The sequence below is a fragment of the Methylobacterium sp. C33D genome, from assembly GCF_053345825.1.
Map to the genome: position 1 here is coordinate 128,268 of NZ_JBKFAV010000014.1, position 19,535 is coordinate 147,802.

The 19,535-nt window shown below is 71.5% G+C and carries 22 protein-coding genes; 9 read left to right on the top strand and 13 right to left on the bottom strand.

The window, feature by feature from the left end; genetic code table 11:
* Positions 1-31: 31 nt before the first annotated feature.
* Genes ACLBXO_RS13500 through ACLBXO_RS13510 form a run of 3 tightly spaced genes read left to right on the top strand, consistent with a single transcriptional unit; the run spans position 32 to position 1,594 of the window.
* The gene (locus ACLBXO_RS13500) at positions 32-829 is read left to right on the top strand and encodes a heme ABC transporter permease (RefSeq protein WP_447685669.1); all 798 of its coding nucleotides are present in this window, start codon (positions 32-34) and stop codon (positions 827-829) included.
* Between the two features lie 10 nt (positions 830-839).
* Positions 840-983 (top strand): heme exporter protein CcmD, encoded by a 144-nt coding sequence (ccmD, locus tag ACLBXO_RS13505; protein ID WP_331312928.1) that lies wholly within the window; start codon positions 840-842, stop codon positions 981-983.
* Complete coding sequence (locus ACLBXO_RS13510; RefSeq protein ID WP_331312929.1) at positions 980-1,594, top strand: DsbE family thiol:disulfide interchange protein; 615 nt, start codon at positions 980-982, stop codon at positions 1,592-1,594. Before ccmD ends, ACLBXO_RS13510 begins: the two co-directional genes overlap by 4 nt.
* 4 nt (positions 1,595-1,598) lie before the next feature.
* Here the strand turns inward: ACLBXO_RS13510 and ACLBXO_RS13515 are convergent, their stop codons facing one another.
* Together ACLBXO_RS13515 and ftsY are read right to left on the bottom strand one after the other, a co-directional pair.
* Positions 1,599-2,213 carry a septation protein A gene (locus ACLBXO_RS13515; protein ID WP_331312930.1) on the bottom strand — a complete coding sequence of 205 codons (615 nt, stop codon included), beginning with the start codon at positions 2,211-2,213 and terminating at the stop codon, positions 1,599-1,601.
* Between the two features lie 131 nt (positions 2,214-2,344).
* Positions 2,345-3,733, bottom strand: coding sequence for a signal recognition particle-docking protein FtsY (gene ftsY, locus ACLBXO_RS13520; RefSeq protein WP_447685670.1), 1,389 nt, complete (start codon positions 3,731-3,733; stop codon positions 2,345-2,347).
* 57 nt (positions 3,734-3,790) lie between these two features.
* Here ftsY and ACLBXO_RS13525 point away from each other — a divergent pair, with 57 nt between their 5' ends.
* A complete protein-coding gene (locus ACLBXO_RS13525; RefSeq protein ID WP_331312932.1) occupies positions 3,791-4,465 on the top strand; it encodes an RluA family pseudouridine synthase in 675 nt (224 codons plus the stop codon).
* Between the two features lie 13 nt (positions 4,466-4,478).
* Here the strand turns inward: ACLBXO_RS13525 and mtaB are convergent, their stop codons facing one another.
* Positions 4,479-5,705 carry a tRNA (N(6)-L-threonylcarbamoyladenosine(37)-C(2))-methylthiotransferase MtaB gene (gene mtaB / locus ACLBXO_RS13530; RefSeq protein WP_447685671.1) on the bottom strand — a complete coding sequence of 409 codons (1,227 nt, stop codon included), beginning with the start codon at positions 5,703-5,705 and terminating at the stop codon, positions 4,479-4,481.
* Positions 5,705-6,592 carry a diaminopimelate epimerase gene (gene dapF / locus ACLBXO_RS13535; protein WP_447685672.1) on the bottom strand — a complete coding sequence of 296 codons (888 nt, stop codon included), beginning with the start codon at positions 6,590-6,592 and terminating at the stop codon, positions 5,705-5,707. The genes mtaB and dapF overlap by 1 nt, the downstream gene beginning before the upstream one ends.
* Before the next feature lie 194 nt (positions 6,593-6,786).
* Here dapF and ACLBXO_RS13540 point away from each other — a divergent pair, with 194 nt between their 5' ends.
* The 5 genes from ACLBXO_RS13540 to tam all read left to right on the top strand — a co-directional run bounded on the left by ACLBXO_RS13540 (position 6,787) and on the right by tam (position 11,185).
* Entirely contained in the window at positions 6,787-7,554 is a 768-nt protein-coding gene (locus ACLBXO_RS13540) for a GyrI-like domain-containing protein (RefSeq protein WP_447685673.1), read from the top strand.
* A 211-nt stretch (positions 7,555-7,765) separates the two neighbouring features.
* Positions 7,766-8,527 (top strand): endonuclease III domain-containing protein, encoded by a 762-nt coding sequence (locus ACLBXO_RS13545; protein ID WP_447685674.1) that lies wholly within the window; start codon positions 7,766-7,768, stop codon positions 8,525-8,527.
* A gap of 93 nt (positions 8,528-8,620) precedes the next feature.
* Positions 8,621-9,685: a tryptophan--tRNA ligase gene (gene trpS / locus ACLBXO_RS13550; protein ID WP_447685675.1), complete on the top strand. Its 1,065-nt coding sequence runs from the start codon at positions 8,621-8,623 to the stop codon at positions 9,683-9,685.
* Positions 9,682-10,383 carry a haloacid dehalogenase type II gene (locus tag ACLBXO_RS13555; RefSeq protein ID WP_447685676.1) on the top strand — a complete coding sequence of 234 codons (702 nt, stop codon included), beginning with the start codon at positions 9,682-9,684 and terminating at the stop codon, positions 10,381-10,383. Before trpS ends, ACLBXO_RS13555 begins: the two co-directional genes overlap by 4 nt.
* Before the next feature lie 22 nt (positions 10,384-10,405).
* Complete coding sequence (gene tam, locus ACLBXO_RS13560) at positions 10,406-11,185, top strand: trans-aconitate 2-methyltransferase (RefSeq protein WP_447685677.1); 780 nt, start codon at positions 10,406-10,408, stop codon at positions 11,183-11,185.
* Positions 11,186-11,189: 4 nt separating this feature from the next.
* Here tam and ACLBXO_RS13565 read toward each other — a convergent pair whose 3' ends face one another.
* The 9 genes from ACLBXO_RS13565 to ACLBXO_RS13605 form a co-directional block, all read right to left on the bottom strand.
* Positions 11,190-11,843 carry a pyridoxamine 5'-phosphate oxidase family protein gene (locus ACLBXO_RS13565; RefSeq protein WP_447685678.1) on the bottom strand — a complete coding sequence of 218 codons (654 nt, stop codon included), beginning with the start codon at positions 11,841-11,843 and terminating at the stop codon, positions 11,190-11,192.
* A gap of 172 nt (positions 11,844-12,015) precedes the next feature.
* Complete coding sequence (gene ilvC / locus ACLBXO_RS13570) at positions 12,016-13,035, bottom strand: ketol-acid reductoisomerase (RefSeq protein WP_331312940.1); 1,020 nt, start codon at positions 13,033-13,035, stop codon at positions 12,016-12,018.
* A gap of 12 nt (positions 13,036-13,047) precedes the next feature.
* Positions 13,048-13,704 carry a TetR/AcrR family transcriptional regulator C-terminal domain-containing protein gene (locus ACLBXO_RS13575; protein ID WP_447685679.1) on the bottom strand — a complete coding sequence of 219 codons (657 nt, stop codon included), beginning with the start codon at positions 13,702-13,704 and terminating at the stop codon, positions 13,048-13,050.
* An 82-nt stretch (positions 13,705-13,786) separates the two neighbouring features.
* Positions 13,787-14,431 carry a glutathione S-transferase family protein gene (locus ACLBXO_RS13580; protein ID WP_447685680.1) on the bottom strand — a complete coding sequence of 215 codons (645 nt, stop codon included), beginning with the start codon at positions 14,429-14,431 and terminating at the stop codon, positions 13,787-13,789.
* Positions 14,428-14,817: a type II toxin-antitoxin system PemK/MazF family toxin gene (locus tag ACLBXO_RS13585; RefSeq protein WP_331312943.1), complete on the bottom strand. Its 390-nt coding sequence runs from the start codon at positions 14,815-14,817 to the stop codon at positions 14,428-14,430. The genes ACLBXO_RS13580 and ACLBXO_RS13585 overlap by 4 nt, the downstream gene beginning before the upstream one ends.
* The gene (locus ACLBXO_RS13590; RefSeq protein WP_331312944.1) at positions 14,807-15,070 is read right to left on the bottom strand and encodes an AbrB/MazE/SpoVT family DNA-binding domain-containing protein; all 264 of its coding nucleotides are present in this window, start codon (positions 15,068-15,070) and stop codon (positions 14,807-14,809) included. The genes ACLBXO_RS13585 and ACLBXO_RS13590 overlap by 11 nt, the downstream gene beginning before the upstream one ends.
* 121 nt (positions 15,071-15,191) lie before the next feature.
* The gene (gene ilvN, locus ACLBXO_RS13595; RefSeq protein ID WP_091712806.1) at positions 15,192-15,734 is read right to left on the bottom strand and encodes an acetolactate synthase small subunit; all 543 of its coding nucleotides are present in this window, start codon (positions 15,732-15,734) and stop codon (positions 15,192-15,194) included.
* An 82-nt stretch (positions 15,735-15,816) separates the two neighbouring features.
* Positions 15,817-17,592, bottom strand: coding sequence for an acetolactate synthase 3 large subunit (locus tag ACLBXO_RS13600; RefSeq protein ID WP_447685681.1), 1,776 nt, complete (start codon positions 17,590-17,592; stop codon positions 15,817-15,819).
* A gap of 436 nt (positions 17,593-18,028) precedes the next feature.
* Positions 18,029-19,474 (bottom strand): amidase, encoded by a 1,446-nt coding sequence (locus ACLBXO_RS13605; protein WP_447685682.1) that lies wholly within the window; start codon positions 19,472-19,474, stop codon positions 18,029-18,031.
* Between the last annotated feature and the right edge of the window lie 61 nt (positions 19,475-19,535).

Below are 19,535 nucleotides of genomic sequence, written 5' to 3' on the forward strand. Positions count from 1 at the left end.
CGCCCTGACGATGTCCGAGACAGCTGCCGCGATGACGCCTTCCCTCTGGACCCGCCTGTCGAATCCCAGCCACTTCATGCGGTGGTCGGGGGCGCTCGTGCCGTGGCTGACGGCCCTGTCGCTCGGCACGCTGGCCGTCGGCCTGTACCAGACCTTCTTCGTGGTGCCGCCCGACTACCAGCAGGGCGAGACCGTGCGGATCATGTACATCCACGTGCCGGCGGCGTGGCTCGGCGTGTTCTTCTACGGCGCGATGAGCGTGTCGGCGATCGGCACCCTGGTCTGGCGCCACCCGCTCGCCGACGTCGCCCAGCGGGCGGCCGCGCCGATCGGCGCCGCCTTCACGCTGATCTGCCTGGTGACCGGGTCGCTGTGGGGCAAGCCCATGTGGGGCACCTACTGGGTCTGGGACGCGCGCCTCACCTCCATGCTGATCCTGCTGCTGATCTACTGCGGCATCATCGCCCTGTGGCGGACCCTGGAGGATCCGAACCGCGCCGCCCGCGCGGTGGCGATCCTGACGCTGGTCGGCGCCGTGAACCTGCCGATCATCAAGTTCTCGGTGAACTGGTGGTCGACCCTCCACCAGCCGGCCTCGATCCTGCGCATGGGCGGCTCGACCATCGACCCCTCGATGCTCCACCCGCTGCTGGTCATGATCGGCGCCGCGACCCTCGGCGGGATGACGCTGCACCTCTACGCGATGCGCACCGAGATCATGCGCCGCCGGGTGCGGACGCTGACGATCCGCGAGGCCGAGGGCCTCGACCGCGCCCAGCCGCGCCTCACCCCGACACCGGCCGCGATCCCGGTCGGGCAGCCGGTCTAGGAGGACCGCGATGGATCTCGGGTCTCACGGCGGCTTCATCCTGGCCGCCTACGCGTTCACGGCGGCGGTGATGGTCGCCCTCGTGGGCAACGCCCTGCGCGACCGCCGGGCGCAGCGGCGCGCCCTCAAGGGCTTCGGCGAGGACCGGCGATGAGCGCGCCCCTCGACGACGCTGCCGGCCGGACTCCGCCGGTCCGCCGCTCGCTGCTGCTGATCCTGCCGGCGCTCGTCTTCGCGGCGCTCGCCGCCGTGCTGTTCCTGCGCCTGCGCTCCGGCGCCGACCCGGCCGCGCTCCCTTCCGCGATGATCGGCAAGCCGGTCCCGCGCTTCGACCTGCCCGCCGTGCCGGGGCTGACCGCCGACGGCGCGCCCGTGCCCGGTCTGTCGAGCGCGGACCTCAAGGGCCAGATCACGGTGCTCAACGTCTTCGCCTCGTGGTGCGCGCCCTGCCAGGTGGAGCACCCGATGCTGATGCGTCTGGCGAAGGAGCCCGGCATCCGGCTCGTGGGGATCGACTACAAGGAGCCGAACCCCGAGGCCGGCCAGCGCTTCCTGAGCCGGCACGGCGTGCCGTTCAGCGCCGTGGGAGCCGATGCCGGCGGCCGCGCGGCGATCGATTTCGGCGTCTACGGCGTGCCCGAGACCTTCATCATCGGGCCGGACGGCGTGATCCGCGACAAGCTGGTCGGCATCCTCACGCCGGAGAATTTCTCCAGCGTGCTCGCGCGGATCCGCGCCGCCGGGAAGGTGGCCGCGGCGCAGTAGGGCTTCACGCCTCCGGCTGCGGCTTCTTGCGCTCGTAGCGGGTCAGCAGCGGCGTCTGCGCGAGGGCGAACAGCACGGTGATCGGCATGATGCCGAACACCTTGAAGTTGACCCAGAAATCCTCCGTCTGGGTCCGCCAGACCAGCTCGTTGAGCGCGGCCAGCACGAAGAAGAACACGCCCCAGCGGAAGGTGAGCTTGCGCCAGCCCTCGTCGGTGAGGCTGAACATCGAGTCGAGCACCACCGACAGCAGCGAGCGCCCGAAGACCAGGCCGCCGAGCAGCACGGTGCCGAACAGGGCGTTCACGATGGTCGGCTTGACCATGATGAAGGTCTTGTCCTGCAGCGCCAGGGTGAGGCCGCCGAACACCACCACCACCACGCCGGACACGAGCGGCATGATCGGCAGGCGCCGCACCATCACGTAGTGGATCGCCAGCGCCACCACGGTCGCCGCGATGAACACGCCGGTGGCCACGAACAGCTTCTGGTCCGGGGCGACGCCGAACTTCTCGGAATAGGCGTTGCCGAGGAAGAACAGCACCAGCGGCCCGAGTTCCAGCGCCAGCTTCACGAGCGGCGGCAGGTGGCGGTGCGGGGGGACGGATTCGATCTGCATACGCTCGGTCGGCTCGGCTGCGGCGCTCACGGTAGGCCGGGGGCGTCGGACGGGATTCGCCGGGGTGTGTGGAACGCGGAGCGCGCGATGTCCATGACATCGCGCACCCAGGAGCGGCGGCCGCCCGCGTGCTAGTCCTTCTCCAGTCCGGCGATCGCCCGGGCGAAGTCGCGGGCCGCGAAGGGCTCCAGATCCTCCACGCCCTCGCCGACGCCGATGAAGTGCACCGGCAGGCCGAACTTCGCCGCCAGCGCCACCAGGATGCCGCCCCGGGCGGTGCCGTCGAGCTTGGTCATCACCAGGCCCGTGACCGGCGCGGCCTGCGAGAACAGCTCCACCTGACTGAGCGCGTTCTGGCCGACCGTGGCGTCGAGGACGAGGAGCGTGGCGTGCGGCGCCTCCGGGTCCTGCTTGCGCAGGACCCGCACGATCTTCTCCAGCTCGGCCATCAGGCCGGCCTTGTTCTGGAGCCGGCCGGCGGTGTCGATCAGCAGCACGTCGGTGCCGGCGGCACCCGCCTGCTTCAGGGCGTCGAAGGCGAGGCCCGCCGCGTCAGCGCCCTGCGCGCCGCTCACCACCGGCGTGCCGGTGCGCGCGCCCCAGACCTTGAGCTGGTCGATCGCCGCCGCCCGGAAGGTGTCGCCCGCCGCGAGCATCACGGTGCGCCCCTCCGCGCGCAGCTTCGAGGCGAGCTTGCCGAGCGTCGTTGTCTTGCCGGCGCCGTTCACCCCGACCGTCAGGATCACGTACGGCTTCCGGCCCGCGTCGACGGCGAGCGGCACCGCCACGGGCTCCAGCGCCCGCTCGACCTCCGCGGCCAGGATCGCCCGGACCTCGTCGGGCGAGATGCCCTTCTCGTAGCGGCCCTTGCCGACGGCCTCCGAGACCCGCATCGCGGTCTCCAGACCGAAATCGGCCTGGATCAGCGCGTCCTCCAGGTCCTCCAGGGTCGTGGCGTCGAGCTTGCGCTTGGTGAACAGGCCCGTGACCCGGTCGGACAGGGCCGACGAGGTCCGCTTCATCCCGGAGGTGAGGCGGCTCCACCAGCCCTTGGCCTCCGGCTCGCGGTCCGGCCCGGCGCCGGCGTCGTGGGCGAGGGCCGCGGCGCTGTCGACCGGCTGGATGTCGGGTTGGTCGTCGGGCTGCATTTCGGCAGCCGGCTCCGCCACCGGCTCCCGGTTCATATCGCCGGTATCGACCGGGTCGGCGCCGTGCGCGGGATCGTCGCCGGCGGTGCCGGCCGGCGGGCGCTCCGGCTCGCCCTCCACGGGCAGCAGGTCCGCGCCCTCGACCGCGTCCGGGACCGGCTCCCCGGTCTCCTCGGGCGGAAGCGGGACGTGGGCGACGTCGTCCGCGGCGGTGGCGAAGTCCGGCTGCCCCTCGGAGGGCGAGGCCGCCCCGGCCGGCAGCTCGGCCCCGGGCTTGTCCTCGCCCTGATCCTCTTCTCTCTCCTCGGGCGCGGGCTGGCCTTTGCGCCCGAACAGGCGTCCGAACCAGCCGGGCTTCTCCTCGCTCGCCATGAAATCGCGTCCTCGCCCCACCTTGCCCCGCCGACACCGACCCTCTAGCCGATCCGGATGTCCAACGCCTTCGACATAGGCGCGCGCCTCCTCTACCGCGATGCCCTGCTGCTCGTCATCGACAAGCCGGCGGGTTTGCCGGTCCATCCGGGCCCCCGCGGCGGCGAGACGCTCACCGACCACCTCGACGCCCTCCGGTTCGGCCTGCCCCGTCGCCCGGAGGCCGCGCACCGGCTCGACCGCGACACCTCGGGCTGCCTCGCGCTGGGCCGCCACGCCAAGGCGCTGGCGCGGCTCGGGAAGCTGTTCTCCGGCAGCGCCGTCGACAAGACCTACTGGGCGATCGTGGCCGGTGGTCCCGTCGAGGCGGAAGGCAGCATCGACCTGCCGCTGGCGCGCCGCTCGGACGATCCGCGCTCGTGGTGGATGAAGGCCGACCCGGCGGGCGACCCGTCGCTGACGCACTGGCGGGTGCTCGGCCGCGCCGGGGGTCGGACCTGGCTGGAGCTGAAGCCGGTCACCGGCCGGACCCACCAGCTCCGGGTGCACTGCGCGGCCTCCGGCTGGCCGATCCTGGGCGACCCGGTCTACGGCGGCGCGCCCCGCGGGAGCGCGCTGCACCTCCACGCGCGGGCGCTGTCGATCCCGCTTTATCCTAAACGGGAGGCCATTACGGTGACGGCGCCGCCGCCGCCGCACGTCGCCGAGGCCGTCGCGGCGATGCCGGCCTGAGCCGCCGGCGGCGCTAGGCGCCGATGAGCCGCGCCCCGTCGTGGCCGGCGATGGCGACGGTGTGGAACGTCCCCGCCTCGGGGGCGCCCGGCAGGCGCACCGCGGTGAAGTCCGGGCTCCGCCCGACGCCGCCGCGCTCCGCCAGCACGATGAGGCGGCGGCCGACCTGGGCGTCGAGGTGCCGGCGCAGGGCGTCGGCGCCGGCCGTCCTCAGCCGCGCCGCCCGCGCGCGGACCGCCTCGGCGGGCACCGGCGGCATGCGCGCGGCCGGCGTCCCGGGGCGCGGGGAATAGGGGAAGACGTGGAGGTGCGTCAGGCCGCACTCCGCCACGAGATCGAGCGAGCGGGCGAACTGCGCCTCCGTCTCGGTCGGGAAACCCGCGATCAGGTCGGCGCCGAACACCGTGTCGGGCCGCAGCCGCCGCACGGTCGCGCAGAAGCGGATCGCGTCGGCCCGCAGGTGCCGGCGCTTCATGCGCTTGAGGATCAGGTCGTCGCCGGCCTGCAGCGACAGGTGCAGGTGCGGCATGAGCCGCTCCTCCTCGGCGATCGCCGCCAGCAGGGCGTCGTCGGCCTCGACGGAATCGATCGAGGACAGGCGCAGGCGCGCGAGGCCGGGCACCGCCCGGAGGATCGCCCGCGCGAGACTGCCGAGGGACGGGGCCGGGCCGGGGAGGTCGCGGCCGTAGGCGGTCAGGTCGACGCCGGTCAGCACCACCTCGCGCCCGCCCCGCGCCACGAGGGTCTCGACCTGCGCGATCACGTCCGCCTCCGGCACCGAGCGGGAGACGCCCCGCCCGAACGGGATCACGCAGAAGGTGCAGCGGTGGTCGCAGCCGTTCTGCACGGGCACGAAGGCGCGGGTGTGCCCGGCGACCGCCTCGACCCGCGTCGGCTCGGCCGCCCGCGCCGCCATGACGGCGCCCGGGCCGGTCGCGGCCGCCGACCAGCCCTCCGGCCGCAGCTTCTCGGCGTTGCCGACCAGGCGCGCGACCTCCGGCATGGCCGCGTAGGCCTCGGTCTCGACCTCGGCGCCGCAGCCGGTGACGACGATCTCGGCGCCGGGCCGCTCGCGGGCGATCCGCCGGATCGCCTTGCGGGCCTGCCGCCCGGCCTCGGCGGTCACCGCGCAGGTGTTCACCACCACCCGGTCGCGCCCGTCCACCGCCGCGTGGACCCGCAGGGCCTCGGACTCGACGGTGTTGAGGCGGCAGCCGAAGGTGAGGGTCTCGACCGCCATCAGGCCGCGCTGTCGAACAGCTCCGGCGCCAGGGTCCCCTCGGCGACGAGCGCGACCGGGCCGGTCATCAGGACGTGGTCGTCGGCGCGCCACTCGACGAACAGCTCGCCGCCCGGCAGCGCGACGCTGGCCTGCCGGCCGATCATCCGCAGGCGCGAGGCGGCCACGACGGTGGCGCAGGCGGCGGTGCCGCAGGCGAGCGTCAGCCCGGCCCCCCGCTCCCAGACGCGGAGCTTGATCGTCTCGCGGCCCGTTACCTGCGCCACCGAGATGTTGGCGCGCTCCGGGAACAGAGGGTGGTTCTCGAGCATCGGGCCGATCCGGGCGAGGTCGAAGCTGTCCGGATCCTTCTCCACGAAGAACACCGCGTGCGGGTTGCCCATGTTCACGGCGCCCGGCGAGTGCAGGATCGGGTCGTCGATCGGGCCGATCTGCAGCTCGATCCGCCGCGTGTCGGGGAACGGCTCCGACAGGGGGATCTCGTCCCAGGCGAGCCGCGGCCGGCCCATGTCGACCGTGAAGGCCCGCTCGGAGACGCGCCGCACCCCGAGCACGCCGGCCTTGGTCTCCAGGATCAGCCGGCCGCCCTCGGCCGGCCGGGCCATGGCCGGGTCGTCGAGCATCGCGTAGGCGACGCAGCGCGTGCCGTTGCCGCAGGCGCCCGATTCCGAGCCGTCGGTGTTGTAGATCCGCATGAACGCGTCCGTGCCCGGGCTCACGGGATCGTGCAGGACCATCAACTGATCGAAGGTCGAGCCGGGATCCTGCGCGATCGCCCGCGCCTCCTCGGGCCGCACCTTCGCGGCGGAGCCGCGCAGGTCCAGCACCACGATCGCGTTGCCGGCGCCGTGCATCTTCAGGAAGCGTCTGTGGGCGAGTGCGCTCATACGGTCCCGCAATCGGAGGAAGGCGCGGGCTATATCGCAAAAGCGGCCGCCGGGCGCGAGGGGTGCCGCGGCGTGGCAGATGCGCCGCACCCGCGGCTCTCGTCCGCGGCGCCCTCGCGGGCGGTCCCGTTCGCCACTAGGTTACACGGCGGGAGCCCGCGCGATCATCCGCGGGCCTCGACCGGAGCGCCTACGTGATCCGCCTTCGTCCGCTCGTCGCCCTCTCGGCCGCCCTCGTGCTCGCGTCGGCCGGCCCGATCGCCGCCCAGCAGCAGCCCGCGCCGCCGCCCTCCACGGCACCCGCGCCGGCCCAGACGAACCCGCTGCCGACCACGACCGCGCCGAACCCCGTCGCCGACCCGGACAAGAGCGCGGCCCCGGCCCCGCAGCAGTCGGTGGCGCCCCCGCCCGCGGGCCAGTCGGCGGCGGGAACGCCCCCGGGCACGGGCACGGGGAACCCCGGCCGGCCCACGCTCATCGAGAAGGCCGGCGAGCCCGGCGACGTCGACGAGGTCACCCTCCCGGCCAAGCCCGCCGCGATCCTGTCCGGCAAGACCAAGTGGGAGGAGGCCGTGCCGAACCTGAAGCAGGCCTTCGCGCGGATCGAGGCCGACCTCGCCAAGCTCGGCGTCGCGCCGGCTGGCCGGCCGCTCGCGGTCTTCACCCGCACGGACGACGACGGCTTCGAGTTCGAGGCGATGGTCCCGGTGGCGGCCGCGCCGAGCCCGGCACCGGCCGAGACCGACGGCCTGCGCTTCGGCACGACACCTTCCGGCAAGGCGCTGCGCTTCGCCCACAAGGGCTCCTACGAGTCGATCGACAGCACCTACGAGACGCTGACCGCCTACCTCGATGCCAAGGACATCGTCGTGCAGGACCGGTTCGTCGAGGAGTACGCCACCGACCTCAAGGACAGCACCGACGACAGCCTCGACGTGAACATCTACGCGCTGGTGAAGTAGGCGAGCACGGGCCGGCGGCGCCGCCCTTCGGTCCCGACGACCGCCTCGGAATCGAGCGCGGCTCCCCTACTCCCGTGCGGGAAAGGGGGCAGGGCGCGCGCCGCCGCCGGCCCTGCTCTCCGCCGGAAGCGCGCGAACCCGACGAGGCGGACAGATCGCCGCTGCCCCGTACCGGCAGGAACAGGGGCATCGGCTGGCGGATTCGCCCGACATGCCCGCCGCCGACCTCAGAACCGCGACCGCCCCGCGACCGCGCCGCAAACCGGCCCCGGCCGTCACGGATCCGGCCCTCGCCGAGAAGGCGCTCGCCGTCCACGCCCGGCTCTGCCCGGTCTACGGCTGCCCGATCCCGTACTTCCACAGCCTGGATCCGGTCAGCGAACTCGTCTCCTCGCTCCTGTCGCACCGGACGCGCAACGCCGAATCCGGCCGGGCCTTCAAGGCCCTGCGGGCGCGCTTCCCGGACTGGGCGGCCGTGATCGACGCGGAGGTGCCGGAGATCGAGGCCGCCATCGCGGGCGTGACCTGGCCGGAGCTGAAGGCGCCGCGCATCCGCGACGTGCTCCGGGCGCTGCGCGACCGGCGCGGCAGCCTCGACCTCGCCTTCCTCGCCGACCTGGAGGTCGAGGCCGCGCGGGAATGGCTGCAGGCGATCCCGGGCATCGGGCCGAAGACCAGCGCGGCGGTCCTGTCCTTCTCCACCCTGCGGATGCCGGCTCTGCCGGTCGACAGCCACCATCACCGGGTCGCCCAGCGCCTCGGGCTGATCGGCAAACGGGTCGATGTCGGCCCGTCGCACGCGATCCTGCGGGCGCAGCTCCCCGCCGACTGGAGCGCGCAGGACCTCTACGACAATCACGAGATCCTGATGCTGCACGGTCAGAAGGTCTGCCATCATCACCGTCCGGCCTGCGGGCGCTGCGTCCTGGTCGACCTCTGCCCCAGCGCGAAGCTGCCCTCGCGCGAGCCGTGAGCGCATCCTTGACCGGTCCAGCCTGCGGGTGCGAGTAACCCCGCGCCCGGACGGCGCGGAGCCCCGGTCTTATCTTGCTCAGGATCGGCGCCGATGGCCGCGTTCACCGAATTGGTCTTCTCGGGCGTCCAGCCCACCGGCAACCTGCATCTCGGCAACTATCTCGGGGCCGTGAAGCGTTTCGTGGAGATGCAGGACCGCGACGCGCAGTGCCTCTACTGCGTGGTCGACCTGCACGCGATCACCGTCTGGCAGGATCCCGAGGCCCTGCGCGGCCAGATCCGCGAGGTCACGGCCGCCTTCCTCGCCGCCGGCATCGATCCCAAGCGCTCGATCGTGTTCAACCAGAGCCAGGTGCCGCAGCACGCCGAGCTCGCCTGGATCTTCAACTGCGTCGCCCGCCTCGGCTGGCTGAACCGCATGACCCAGTTCAAGGAGAAGGCCGGCAAGGACCGGGAGAACGCCTCGATCGGCCTCTACGACTACCCGGTGCTGATGGCCGCCGACATCCTCGCCTACCGGGCGACCCACGTCCCCGTCGGCGAGGACCAGAAGCAGCATCTGGAGCTGACCCGGGACATCGCCCAGAAGTTCAACACCGACTTCTCGGCGTCGATCACGGCGCACGGCCACGGCGACGCCTTCTTCCCGATCACGGAGCCGCTGATCGGCGGCCCGGCCGCCCGGGTCATGTCGCTGCGCGACGGCACCAAGAAGATGTCGAAGTCGGACCCGTCCGACAACGCCCGCATCAACCTCACGGACGACGCGGACGCCATCGCCCAGAAGATCCGCCGGGCCAAGACCGATCCCGAGCCCCTGCCCTCCGAGGTGGCGGGCCTGAAGGAGCGGCCAGAGGCCGACAACCTCGTGGGGATCTACGCGGCACTCGCCGGGATCACCCGCGAGGACGTGCTGCGCGATTTCGGCGGGGCGCAGTTCTCGACCTTCAAGCCGGCGCTCGCCGACCTCGCGGTGACGAGCCTCGCGCCGATCGCCGAGGAGATGCGCCGCCTCACCGCCGATCCCGGCCACATCGACGCCGTGCTGGCCGACGGCGGCGCCCGGGCCGAGACCATCGCGGCGCAGACCCTCAACGCGGTCAAGGACATCGTCGGCTTCGTCCGGCGCGGCCCGAGCCTCCAGGCGGTGCGGTGACCGTCCGCGCGCTGGTCTTCGACGTCTTCGGGACGCTGGTCGACTGGCGCGCCGGCGTGGCCCGCGAGGCCGCGCGGCTGCTCGCGCCCGTCGCGCCGAGCCTCGATGCCGGCGCCTTCGCGGATGCGTGGCGGGCCCGGTACAATCCCTCGATGGACACGGTACGCTCCGGCGCCCGGCCCTACGTCGACCTCGACACGCTCCAGGCCGAGTCGCTGCCCGGCGTGCTGGCGCAGTTCGGCATCGCGGGCGTGTCCGAGGCCGTGCAGGGCGAGCTGGTCCAGGCGTGGCACCGGCTCGACGCGTGGCCCGAGGTGCCGGACGCGCTGCGGCGCCTGCGCGAGAAGCACCTCCTGGCACCGAATTCTAACGGCCATGTCCGGCTGATGGCCGACCTCGCCCGCCGCAACGGCCTGATCTTCGACGCCATCCTCGGCGCCGGCTATTCCCGCGACTACAAGCCGAAGCCGGCGCTCTACCGCGACGCGGTCGCGGCCTTCGGCTTCGCGGCCGGCGAGACCATGATGGTTGCCGCCCACTCGAACGACCTCGCGGCGGCCGCGGGCCACGGGCTCGCCACCGCCCACATCGCCCGCCCGCACGAGCACGGCCCGGCCGGCGGCGAGACCGCGCCGACGGTGCCGGTCACCCACGCGGCGCGGGATCTGGCCGACCTCGCCGACCGGCTCGGCTGCTGACGGATCGATACGGGAGGGTGTGATGGCCGACTGGAACCCCGCCCTCTACACCCGCTTCGAGGACGAGCGGACACGTCCCGCCGCCGAACTCCTCGCCCGCGTGCCCCTCGACGCGCCGGATCTGGCCGTCGATCTCGGCTGCGGGCCGGGCAACTCCACCGCGCTGATCGCGGCGCGCTTCCCGGACGCCGAGGTGGTCGGGCTCGACACCTCGCCCGCCATGCTGGAGAGCGCCCGGGCGCGGCTCCCGGGCCTGTCCTTCGCGCTGGCCGACGCCGCGACCTGGCAGCCCGAGCGCGCGCCGGACCTGATCTACGCCAACGCCGTCCTGCAATGGCTGCCGGACCACGCGAGCCTGCTGCCGCGGCTGTTCGGCCTCCTCGCGCCGGGCGGCGTGCTCGCCGTGCAGATGCCCGACAACCTCTCCGAGCCGACCCACCGGCTGATGCGGGAGGTCGCGGCGTCCGGCCCGTGGGCGGCGGCGATCGGCGACCCGGCCGTGGCCGGCCGCCTCGGGCGCATGCTGGAGCCCGCGGCGTACTACGACCTGCTGGCGCCGTCGGCCGCCACCGTCGATGTCTGGCGCACCGCCTATCACCACCGCATGGCGGACGCCGCCGCCATCGTGGACTGGGTGAGCGCCACGGGCCTGCGGCCCTTCCTCGAGCCGCTGGACCCCGACGCGAAGGCCGGCTTCCTGGACGCCTACGCGCGCGCGATCGACGGGGCCTACCCGCCGCGCAGCGACGGGCGGCGCCTGCTCGCCTTCCCGCGCGTGTTCATCGTGGCGCGGGCGCGGTAGCGGCTCAGGCCTCGCCGCGGGCCATCAGCGCCTCGTACTCGGAGATCTCCAGCCTGCCCTCCTGGGCGACGCGCGCCTTGTCGGCGTCGCTGATCACGTCGCCCGCGAGGTCGAGGCGCTTCCAGGCGGCGAGCGGCGTCTCGCGGCCGGGCCGCGGCACGTACTTGTTCTGCTCGAGCTTCTTGTACTTGTGGATATAGCGCGGGCAGTTGACCCAGATCTTCGTGACCGCGACCTTCACCAAGTACTTGGCCTCGGTGTACGCGGCCATGAGGGCGTCGTCGCGCAGCAGCGTCGCGTGGCCCTGCACGCGGACACGGTGCGGCGTCTCGAAATCGATGAACAGCAGGCCGACCTTGGCCTGCCCCTCGATGTTGCCCATCGAGTAGAACATGCCGTTGCCGTCGAAGCCCGGGAATACCAGGGTGCTCGGGTCGAGAACCTTCACGAAGCCCGTGGGGCCGCCCTTGTAGGAGACGGTCGGCATACCGTCCGGATCGACGGTCGAGAGGAAGAACATGTCGCGGGAGCCGATGAAGGCGGCCTCGTCCGGCTGGACCGTCTCGTGGACCCAGTCCTCGTCGAGGCGCACGGCGAGCTTGGTGGTGCCGAATTCCTCCTGCAGCGCCCGGTGCGCGTCGGAATAGAGCGATGCCATGGCTGGTCCCTCCCGTGCCGCGGTCCTCGTAGGGGTGGGACCGCTGAGGGGCTTATGGCCGGGACGCCCCATGTCCGGCAACCCAGAACGCGAAGGGCCGGCCACGCCTTCGCGTGACCGGCCCCCCACCCAAGTGCGGCCGGGCAGAGCCGGGCCGCGCGATCCGGAGCGATCAGTTGCGGGTCTTGTCGACCAGCGCCTTCTCGGAGATCCACGGCATCATGCCGCGGAGCTTGGTGCCGACCTCCTCGATCGGGTGGGCGGCGAGCTTGGCGCGGGTCGCCTTGAACGAGGTCTGGTTGACCTTGTTCTCCAGCATCCAGTTGCGGGTGAAGGTGCCCGACTGGATGTCGTTCAGCACGCGCTTCATCTCGGCCTTGGTCTCGGGCGTGACGATGCGCGGACCGGTGACGTACTCGCCGTACTCGGCCGTGTTGGAGATCGAGTAGTTCATGTTGGCGATGCCGCCCTCGTAGATGAGGTCGACGATCAGCTTCACCTCGTGGAGGCACTCGAAATAGGCCATCTCGGGGGCGTAGCCCGCCTCGACCAGGGTCTCGAAGCCGGCCTTGATCAGCTCGACGAGGCCGCCGCAGAGCACGGCCTGCTCGCCGAACAGGTCGGTCTCGCACTCCTCCTTGAAGGTCGTCTCGATGATGCCGGCGCGGCCGCCGCCATTCGCCGAGGCGTAGGACAGGCCGAGGTCGTGGGCGTTGCCGGACGCGTCCTGCGCGATGGCGATCAGGGTCGGCACGCCGCCGCCGCGGAGGTACTCGGAGCGCACGGTGTGGCCCGGGCCCTTGGGGGCGACCATCAGGACGTCGAGGTCCTTGCGCGGCTCGATCAGGTTGAAGTGGACGTTGAGGCCGTGGGCGAACAGGAGCGCGGCGCCCTGCTTCATGTTGCCCTCGAGGGACTCGCGGTAGATGTCGCCCTGCAGCTCGTCGGGGGTGAGCATCATCACCACGTCGGCTTGACGGGCGGCCTCGGCGACCGACAGGACCTTGAAGCCCTCGGCTTCCGCCTTCTTGGCGGTGGCGGAGCCCTCGCGCAGGGCGATGACGATGTCCTTCACGCCGGAATCGCGCAGGTTGAGCGCGTGGGCGTGACCCTGGCTGCCGTAGCCGACGATGGCGACCTTCTTGCCCTTGATCAGGTTCAGGTCGGCGTCGCGATCGTAATACACCCGCATGTCTGTCTCCTCTTAAGTTCGGTGTTTCGGGTCGGGTTTGGCCCGGCCGTAGAGGGCCAGGAACTGCTCGACGGCGCGGCCCGCATCGCGCCGGATCCCGGCCCCGTCGAGGTCGAGGGTCTCGCCGAGCAGAAGCCGGATCTGGATATCCCGGCCGACGAGGCCGAAGAAGGTGCGGAAGGCGGCCTCGCTGTCGGCGAAAGTGAGCAGGCCGGCGGCCCGCCCCGCCTCCAGCACGGGCTTGACCCGCTCGCCGATGGCGAAGCGCCCGTTCGCGAGCACGATGCCGCCGAGATTGCTCTTGCGCGAGCCCGCATGCGCGATGGCGATCCGGTTCAGCGCCACCGAGGTCGGGCCGGTGATGACCTCCAGCCACGTCACGGCGAAGTCCTGCAGGCGCTCCCGCAGGGTGGCGCCGTCGAGCACCTGCGCGGAATCGTGCCCGGCATGGACCCGGGAGGCCTGCCAGCGCACCGTCGCGGTCAGCAACCCGTCCCGGTCGCCGAACCACTTGTAGAGCGTCTCCTTCGAGCAACTCGCCCGGCGCGCGACGGCATCCATCGTGAGCTGCTCGCCGTCCTCGACCATCAGGCCGAGCACGACGTCCAGCACCGCCTGCTGGCGGGCCGACGGGGCTTCCTGCTCTGCTGTGGCGCTGGCCTGCATCATCTCGAATGGCGTACCGTACCGTACGGTACGCGCTATAGGCCGATTCGACGGCCGCGGCAAGGGGGGCCGCGGTCGAACCGGGTCAGCGCGGGAGCGGCAGCCCCTCGCGGGCGAAGACGGCCTGCACGGCCGGGCGCTCGGCGACCCGCCGGGCGTGGGCGGTCCAGGCCGGGAAGCGGCCGGCCATGTCGAACCGGAGCACGGGCCCGTTGGCCCAGAACCAGAAGACCATTAGGTAGGCATCGACCACGCTGAACCGGTCGCCCACCGCCCAGCCGCCGTGCGAGAGGCGCACCTCGGTCATGCTGGCGAGATCCGCATAGGTGTTGGCCGCCTTGGCCTTGATGCCCGTGAAGGCGCTCTCGTCGTCGGTGTAGCGCTCCGGGCGACGGATATGGGCGTAGGTCACGTGGTGGTTGCAGGCGAGCCAGCCGAGCCACTCGTCGGCGGCGGCCTGCTCGCGGAGATCCGTGGGCCACAGCGCCTTCTCCGGCACTTGACGGGCGACGTGGCGCAGGATCGCGGCGCATTCCGTGAGAACCCAGCCGTCCTCGGTCAGGGCCGGCACGCGGCCGCGATCGTTGATGGACAGGTATTCCGGCCGCCGCTGGTCGCCTGCGGCGAGGTCGAGCTTGATGCCCTCGTAGGGCAGCCCGGATTCCTCCAGGATGATGTGGGCGGCGAGCGAGCAGGCGCCGGGGGCGTAGTAGAGGGTGCGGGCGGTCACTGTGACTCCTGGTTGGGGTGCGGCGCGAGCGGTGGGACGACCGCGATCCCGATCAACTCATGAAGCTTGATACGGATGGCGAGCAGAACTTCGTCCGTTACAGCTCCAACACGACGGAAGCCGCGCTTGGCGCGATCGAGACACCGGATCTGATCGGTCAGGACGGCACCGGAGACCGCGAGGCCGGGCGGCAGGATGACCTTGGTCGGCCACGGTTTCACGTTGCCGGTGATCGGGCAGACGATCGCAGTTGCGTTCAGCTTGTGGAAGTCCATGCTCGACACGACGACGGCTGGTCGGACGCCATCCTGCTCGCGGCCGAGACTCGGCCTGAGATCGACCCAAACGAGGGCGCCGGCTTCGAGCGGTTCGGGATCAATCGTCACGGATGATCTCTGCACCGACGTCTGGGCCCCAGTCGACCAGTTCCGGCCGATGCGACGGGCCGAGGCGTTCCATCTCGGCGATCATCTCGGCGAGCGTCATGACGGGCTCCCCGTTCACGACCGGGCGCGGCGCGGGCGAGCTTACCCTTTTCACCTCTACGGTCGTGCCTTCACGGACGCCGAGTTCTTCGGCCTCCACAGGCGTGAGCTTGATGGCGAAGTCATCGCCCCATCGGACGACCTTGGCTTCCATCGCAATGCCTCCCTTGTGGAGAACACAGCATAGCAGACGTGATCGGCCGTTGAGGAGCGTACACGCAGGGACGAATGCCCGTCCGACGGCGACACGTGCAGGCAAGACCGTCCTGCCAGACCTACAGCGGCTCCGCCCCGCGCCCCATCGCGGAGATGCCGGTCCGGCAGATCTCCACCAGCCCGATCACGCTCATCAGCCGCACGAACCGGTCGATCTCCTCGGTGGCGCCGGTCAGCTCGAACACGAAGGAGTTGAGCGTGGCGTCCAGCGTCTTGGCGCCGAAGGCGGCGGCCAGCCGCAGGGCCTCGCTGCGGTGCTCGCCCTCGCCCTTCACCTTCACGAGGCAGATCTCGCGCTCGATGGCGTTGCCCTGGAGCGTCAGGTCCACGACCCGGTGCACCGGCACGAGCCGGTCGAGCTGCGCCTTGATCTGCTCGATCACGGCGTTCGTGCCCGTCGTCACGATGGTGATGCGCGAGATGTGGCGCGCCTCCTCGGTCTCGGAGACGGTCAGGCTCTCGATGTTGTAGCCGCGGCCGGAGAACAGGCCCGAGATACGGGCGAGCACGCCGGGCTCGTTGTCGACGATCACCGCCAGCGTGTGCCGGTTCACCGGCTCGACGCGGACGGCATCGGGGTAGTGGGTGTTCATCGCGTTCATGGCCGGCCTCGTCCTCGTCGTTCGACCCATCGCCGCCGCAGCGGCGGATCGCGACCCGGCGGTGACGCCGGGCCGCCCGCCCTCACACCAGCATCTTGCCTTCCTCGGAGATCACGTCGCCGAGTTCGACGCCGGTCTCGCCGAGGTAGTCGGACAGGAGCATCTCGTTGTGCGCCTTGCCCGACGGGATCATCGGGAAGCAGTTCTCGGTCTTGTCGACGATGCAGTCGAAGATCACCGGGCCGTCGTAGGCGAGCATCTCGGCGATGGCAGCGTCAAGGTCGCCCGGCTTCTCGCAGCGCATGCCCTTGGCACCGTAGGCCTCCGCGAGCTTCACGAAGTCCGGCAGGCTCTCCGAGTAGCTCTGAGAGTAGCGCGAGCCGTGCAGCAGCTCCTGCCACTGCCGGACCATGCCCATGTACTCGTTGTTCAGGATGAAGACCTTGATCGGCAGGCGGTACTGCACCGCCGTCGACATCTCCTGCATGTTCATCAGGATCGAGGCCTCGCCGGCAATGTCGATCACGAGCCCGTTAGGGTGCGCGAGCTGCGTGCCGATCGCCGCCGGCAGGCCGTAGCCCATCGTGCCGAGTCCGCCCGAGGTCATCCAGCGGTTCGGCTCGTCGTACTTGAAGTACTGGGCCGCCCACATCTGGTGCTGGCCGACCTCGGTGGTGATGTAGGTCTCGCGGTCCTTGCAGGCCTCGTAGAGGCGCTGCACGGCGTATTGCGGCTTGATGATCGTGCCCGACGGCCAGTACGCGAGGCAGTCCCGCGCCTTCCAGGCGTTGATCTTCTGGAACCACGGATCGAGGTTCGACTTCTCGGGCCGCGACGGCAGGGCGCGCCACGCCTCCAGCATGTCGCCGAGCACGGAGGCGCAGTCGCCGACGATCCCGACATCGACCTTCACGACCTTGTTGATCGAGGAGGCGTCGACGTCGATGTGGATTTTCTTGGAGAAGGGCGAGAACGCGTCGAGCCGGCCGGTGATCCGGTCGTCGAACCGGGCACCGACGCAGATCATCACGTCGCACTCGTGCATCGCGAGGTTGGCCTCGTAGGTCCCGTGCATGCCGAGCATGCCCAGGAACTTCTCGTCCGTGCCCGGATAGGCGCCGAGCCCCATCAGGGTCGAGGTGATCGGGAAGCCGGTCTCGCGGACGAGCTCGCGCAGCAGGCGCGAGGCCTCAGGGCCGGAATTGATCACGCCGCCGCCGGTGTAGAAGACCGGCCGGCGCGCGGTCGCCATCAGCTCGACGGCCGCGCGGATCCGGTCGGAATCGCCCTTCACGGCCGGGCGGTAAGTCTTGTGGCTCGCGATCTCCGGGCGCTCGTAGAGGCCCGAGGCGAACTGGATGTCTTTGGGCAGGTCGACCACGACCGGGCCGGGCCGGCCGTTCGCCGCGACGTAGAACGCCTCGTGCAGGATGCGCGGCAGGTCGTCGATCGATTTGACCAGGTAATTGTGCTTCGTGCAGTGGCGCGTGATGCCGACCGTGTCGCATTCCTGGAACGCGTCGGTGCCGATCAGGTGCGTCGGGACCTGCCCGGTGATGCAGACCAGCGGGATCGAGTCCAGCATCGCGTCGGTCAGCCCGGTGACGATGTTGGTCGCGCCGGGGCCCGAGGTCACGAGGACGCAGCCGACCTTGCCGGAGGAGCGGGCGTAGCCCTCCGCGGCGTGGACGGCGCCCTGCTCGTGGCGGACGAGGATGTGCTTGACGGCGTTCTGGTGGAAGAGCGCGTCGTAGATCGGAAGTACGGCGCCGCCCGGGTACCCGAACAGCGTGTCGACACCCTGATCCTGGAAGGCCCGGATGACCATCTCGGCCCCGGTCATGACCTCGCCGCCCATGCTCGTCTCCTCGCGCTCTCCGGGGCCACCGCGATCCTTCGATCGCCGCCCTGCCCCGTCCTCTCTCCCCGCACCCCCGTCTGGTGAGGCGGTGTCCGCCTCGCCCGAAGATGCCTTTCGCCTCGGATAACCGTCTGTCTCAGTCCCGTCCCGCCCGGACGCGGGCAACAAAAAAGGGCCCCGAGGGACCCTGCATGCGCCACCGCCCGGATCGCGGCCCTAGCTCAGGGCCGCCCCGTCGGTGACGCTACCGCTACAATAAGGACCGTGGTCATCGGATATCCGAACCCGCCCCGCGGCGGCCCCATGATCCGGAATGGACTCACGGTCGGCGCGCGAAGCGTCGGGCCTCTTAGCGGAGTGCGTGGAGGCGGTCAACGCATCCGTGCGCGCGATCCGGCCGGTTCCACGCCGGTTCCCTGCCGGAACCGCACGCTCACCGCAGCGGCGGCGGGTAGCGGCGGACCCAGCTGTTCGCCGCGTCGTAGGCGGCGCCGAGTTGCAGGCAGGCGAGTTCGCCGTGGTTCGGGCCGACGATCTGGATGCCGGTGGGCAGGCCGGCCTCGCCGAAGCCTGCCGGCACGGCGAGGGCCGGCAGGCCCGACATCGTCGCGGGGATCGTGATCTGCATCCAGCGGTGATAGGTGTCCATCGCGTGGCCGCCGACCGTCTCGGGCCAGCGCAGGCTCTTGTCGAACGGGAAGACCTGTGCGCTCGGCATGACCACGTAGTCGTAGGCCTTCATGAAGCGGCGCAGGGTCTCGTACCAGCGGGTGCGCCCCTCCAGAGCGGCGATGATCCGGTCGGCGCCGAGCGCCAGCCCCCGCTCGACCTCCCAGGCCGCCTCCGGCTTGAGCAGGGCCCGGTGTCGGGGCTCGTCGTAGAACGGGCGGAGATTCGCCGCGACCGTCAGTGCCCGCAGCACCAGCCAATCCGCCCAGAGCCGCTCCATGTCGTAGCGCGGCATCGCCTCCTCGACGGTGCAGCCGATCTCCGCGAAGGTCGCCAGGGCGGCGCGCCCGACGTCGAGCACGCCGGGATCGAACGGGATCTGGCCGCCGCAATCCCCGAGCCACGCGATCCGCGTCCCGCGGAAGTCGCGGGCGAGCGGGCTCGCGAAGGCGGACGGGTCCTGCCGGATGGCGTTCGGGCAGCGCGGGTCGTAGCCCGCCAGCACCGAGAGCATCAGGCCGATGTCGCCGGGCGTGCGCCCGATCGCCCCGAGCACGCCGAGGTTCGGGCTGAACACGTCCTTGGCCTCGGCGGGGATCCGGCCCCAGCTCGGGCGAAGGCCGTAGCAGTTGTTGAAGGCCGGCGGGTTGCGCAGGGAGCCGGCATGGTCGCTGCCGTCGGCGACCGGCTGCATCCGCAGGGCCACCGCCACGGCGGCGCCGCCGCTCGACCCGCCCCCGGTCTTGGCCGGATCGTAGGCGTTGCCGGTGGCGCCGTAGACCGGGTTGAAGCTGTGCGAGCCGAGGCCGAACTCGGGGATGTTGGTCTTGCCGATGAAGATCGCCCCGGCGGCCCGCAGGCGCGTCACCATGATCGAGTCGGTCTCGGCGACCCGGTCGGCGAAGATCGGTGAGCCCTGCGTGAACGGCAGCCCGCGGACCGGGTCGAGATCCTTCACGGCCAGCGGGAAGCCGTGCAGCGGCCCGACGGCATCCCCCCGCGCCAGGGCGGCGTCGGCGGCCTCGGCCTCCCGCAGGAGCGCGGCGTCGTCGGCGAGGCCCACGAGGGCGTTCACCTGCGGGTTGATCCGGTGGATCCGCTCCAGATAGGCGCGCATCACCTCGGCGCAGGAGACGACCCGGCCACGGATGGCGGCCGCGAGGTCCACCGCGCCCATGGCGGTGATGCCGTCCTGTCGCGCGTCCTGCATCGTACTCTCCTCCGGATCAACCGAGGATCGGTAACCGGAGGTTGGATCCAGGCAAAGATGG

Bases quoted from the DNA above. Each gene is read 5' to 3' on its own strand.
- ACLBXO_RS13500 (WP_447685669.1), top strand. From the start codon at position 32: ATGACGCCTTCCCTCTGGACCCGCCTGTCGAATCCCAGCCACTTCATG.
- ccmD (WP_331312928.1), top strand. From the start codon at position 840: ATGGATCTCGGGTCTCACGGCGGCTTCATCCTGGCCGCCTACGCGTTC.
- ACLBXO_RS13510 (WP_331312929.1), top strand. From the start codon at position 980: ATGAGCGCGCCCCTCGACGACGCTGCCGGCCGGACTCCGCCGGTCCGC.
- ACLBXO_RS13515 (WP_331312930.1), bottom strand. From the start codon at position 2,213: ATGCAGATCGAATCCGTCCCCCCGCACCGCCACCTGCCGCCGCTCGTG.
- ftsY (WP_447685670.1), bottom strand. From the start codon at position 3,733: ATGGCGAGCGAGGAGAAGCCCGGCTGGTTCGGACGCCTGTTCGGGCGC.
- ACLBXO_RS13525 (WP_331312932.1), top strand. From the start codon at position 3,791: ATGTCCAACGCCTTCGACATAGGCGCGCGCCTCCTCTACCGCGATGCC.
- mtaB (WP_447685671.1), bottom strand. From the start codon at position 5,705: ATGGCGGTCGAGACCCTCACCTTCGGCTGCCGCCTCAACACCGTCGAG.
- dapF (WP_447685672.1), bottom strand. From the start codon at position 6,592: ATGAGCGCACTCGCCCACAGACGCTTCCTGAAGATGCACGGCGCCGGC.
- ACLBXO_RS13545 (WP_447685674.1), top strand. From the start codon at position 7,766: ATGCCCGCCGCCGACCTCAGAACCGCGACCGCCCCGCGACCGCGCCGC.
- trpS (WP_447685675.1), top strand. From the start codon at position 8,621: ATGGCCGCGTTCACCGAATTGGTCTTCTCGGGCGTCCAGCCCACCGGC.
- tam (WP_447685677.1), top strand. From the start codon at position 10,406: ATGGCCGACTGGAACCCCGCCCTCTACACCCGCTTCGAGGACGAGCGG.
- ACLBXO_RS13565 (WP_447685678.1), bottom strand. From the start codon at position 11,843: ATGGCATCGCTCTATTCCGACGCGCACCGGGCGCTGCAGGAGGAATTC.
- ilvC (WP_331312940.1), bottom strand. From the start codon at position 13,035: ATGCGGGTGTATTACGATCGCGACGCCGACCTGAACCTGATCAAGGGC.
- ACLBXO_RS13575 (WP_447685679.1), bottom strand. From the start codon at position 13,704: ATGATGCAGGCCAGCGCCACAGCAGAGCAGGAAGCCCCGTCGGCCCGC.
- ACLBXO_RS13590 (WP_331312944.1), bottom strand. From the start codon at position 15,070: ATGGAAGCCAAGGTCGTCCGATGGGGCGATGACTTCGCCATCAAGCTC.
- ilvN (WP_091712806.1), bottom strand. From the start codon at position 15,734: ATGAACGCGATGAACACCCACTACCCCGATGCCGTCCGCGTCGAGCCG.
- ACLBXO_RS13600 (WP_447685681.1), bottom strand. From the start codon at position 17,592: ATGGGCGGCGAGGTCATGACCGGGGCCGAGATGGTCATCCGGGCCTTC.
- ACLBXO_RS13605 (WP_447685682.1), bottom strand. From the start codon at position 19,474: ATGCAGGACGCGCGACAGGACGGCATCACCGCCATGGGCGCGGTGGAC.